The 1,808-nt window shown below is 68.6% G+C and carries 3 protein-coding genes; all 3 read right to left on the bottom strand.

The features are described 5' to 3' along the window. Positions 1-270 (bottom strand): SDR family NAD(P)-dependent oxidoreductase (locus AC2VNT_RS16595; RefSeq protein WP_486947897.1); only part of this gene is annotated, 270 nt, incomplete at its 3' end. Between the two features lie 4 nt (positions 271-274). After that, positions 275-703 carry a DUF732 domain-containing protein gene (locus AC2VNT_RS16590; protein WP_486947896.1) on the bottom strand — a complete coding sequence of 143 codons (429 nt, stop codon included), beginning with the start codon at positions 701-703 and terminating at the stop codon, positions 275-277. Positions 704-774: 71 nt separating this feature from the next. After that, positions 775-1,629, bottom strand: a complete 855-nt coding sequence (gene ku / locus AC2VNT_RS16585; protein ID WP_486947895.1) for a non-homologous end joining protein Ku — start codon at positions 1,627-1,629, stop codon at positions 775-777. Positions 1,630-1,808 lie beyond the last annotated feature (179 nt).

Here is a 1,808-nt window from a genome sequence, read left to right as displayed (position 1 = left end):
GACGTCCAGCGCGCCGAAGGCGGCGACCGCCTCGCCGGCCAGCTTCGCCGTCTCCGCGGGACGGGCCAGATCGACGACGACGACGTGCGCGCGCCGCCCGGCGGCGCGGACCTGCCCGGCGACCTCCTCCAACTGGGAGCGGGTCCGCGCGGCGATCACCACGTCGGCGCCGGCTTCGGCGAAGGCCACCGCAATGGCCGCACCCAGGCCGCGGCCTGCCCCGGTGACCACCGCGGTCTTGTCGTCCAGCCGGAACCGGTCCAGGATCACCACGTTATCGCCCGGTCAATCCATCGCGCTGCTGCGGGCACAGATACATCACCGCGTCGAAGACGAACTCATTCGAGTCGCCTTCGTCCAGGTTGCGGGTGCGGGCGATGTATTCGGCGATCTGCGGACCGCTCATCCCCGCACCGGCCTTCTGACAGCAGTCGATGCCGTCACGTATCAACGTCTCTGGCGTGCTGTAGCGCAGTTCGTTCGCCTCGAGTTTGCGCAGGAACTGCTTGACCACCACCGCCTGATCGCGTGGTGGAGCGCTGGGCTCGGCTGCGGCCGCGGTGCTGGGCTGAGCGCTGGTCGAGGTGCTGGGTGGCGCACTGGGCGCAGCGGTGGCCTGATCACCGGCCTGATCGTCGGGGGCGGCGATGACGACCGCCGCGCTCACCATCGCGACGACCGGGACGCCTGCTCCGATGATCATGCCTGTCCTCATGACCTTCGCCCTCTCCGGTGCCGGTTCGTCTCTGGCGCGAAGCCTAGCCGAATGCCGTCTCATCGGGATGTCGGCGTCTTCTCCGCGGCGGCTTTCCTCGCCGGCGTCTTCTCGGTCGCCGACCGCTTCTTGACGCTGGCCGCCAGCTTGGCCAGCAGATCGGAGATGTCGTCGGTGCCGGCGCGGTCCAGTTCGGCCGGCCGCTCCGCGACGGTGACGCCCTCGCCGCCGCGGAGTTTGGCGTCGATCAGCTCGCGCAGTTCCTGCTGGTAGTTGTCGTGGTACCGGTCCGGGTCGAAGTCGGCGGTCATAGACTCCACCACCTGCCCGGCCATCGTAAGCTCGGCCGGCTTGACCTGGATCGTCTTGTCCAGCACCGGGAAGTCGGGGTCCCGGATCTCGTCCGGCCACAGCAGGGTCTGCACCACCATCACCTCGCGCTTGCCGAAGTCCTTGACCCGTAGGGCGGCCAGCCGCGTCTTGTTGCGCAGCGAGAAGTGCACGATCGCCACCCGGTCGTTCTCGGTGAGCGTCTTGGCCAGCAGCACGTACGCCTTCGGTGACGTGGTTTCCGGCTCCAGGAAGTAGCTGCGGTCGTACAGCATCGGATCGAGATCGGCGGCCGGGACGAACTCCAGCACCTCGATCTCGTGACTGCGCTCCTCCGGCAGGGTGGCGATGTCGTCGTCGGTGATCACGATCAGCTGCCCGTCGGCGGACTCGTACGCCTTCGCGATGTCGGCGTACTCGACCACCTCGCCGCACGCCTCGCAGACCCGCTGATAGCGGATCCGCCCGTTGTCGGCGGCGTGCACCTGCCGGAACTTGATGTCGTGGTCCTCGGTGGCGCTGTACACCTTCACCGGGACGTTGACCAGCCCGAAGGCGATGGAACCCTTCCAGATGGAGCGCATGACGCCAGTATGCCCACCGCGGCCGCCGGTCACCGGTGCTATCCGGTTTTCCCGCCGCCGCCGCCCAGCAGCTCGGCCAGGGTGGCCCGGGCACCGTGGCGGTGCAGCGAATCCAGGGTCCACAGGTATGCCTCGACGAACCGGTGCTGCCGGGCCAGGTCCCCGAAGACCGCGGTGTT

The organism is Mycobacterium sp. TH-M15, assembly GCF_057473705.1.
This window is presented reverse-complemented; position numbering and strand designations above follow the sequence as displayed.

What these genes read in the sequence shown, in the direction of transcription:
- ku (WP_486947895.1), bottom strand. Translation starts at nt 1,629, where the DNA reads ATGCGCTCCATCTGGAAGGGTTCCATCGCCTTCGGGCTGGTCAACGTC.
- AC2VNT_RS16590 (WP_486947896.1), bottom strand. Translation starts at nt 703, where the DNA reads ATGATCATCGGAGCAGGCGTCCCGGTCGTCGCGATGGTGAGCGCGGCG.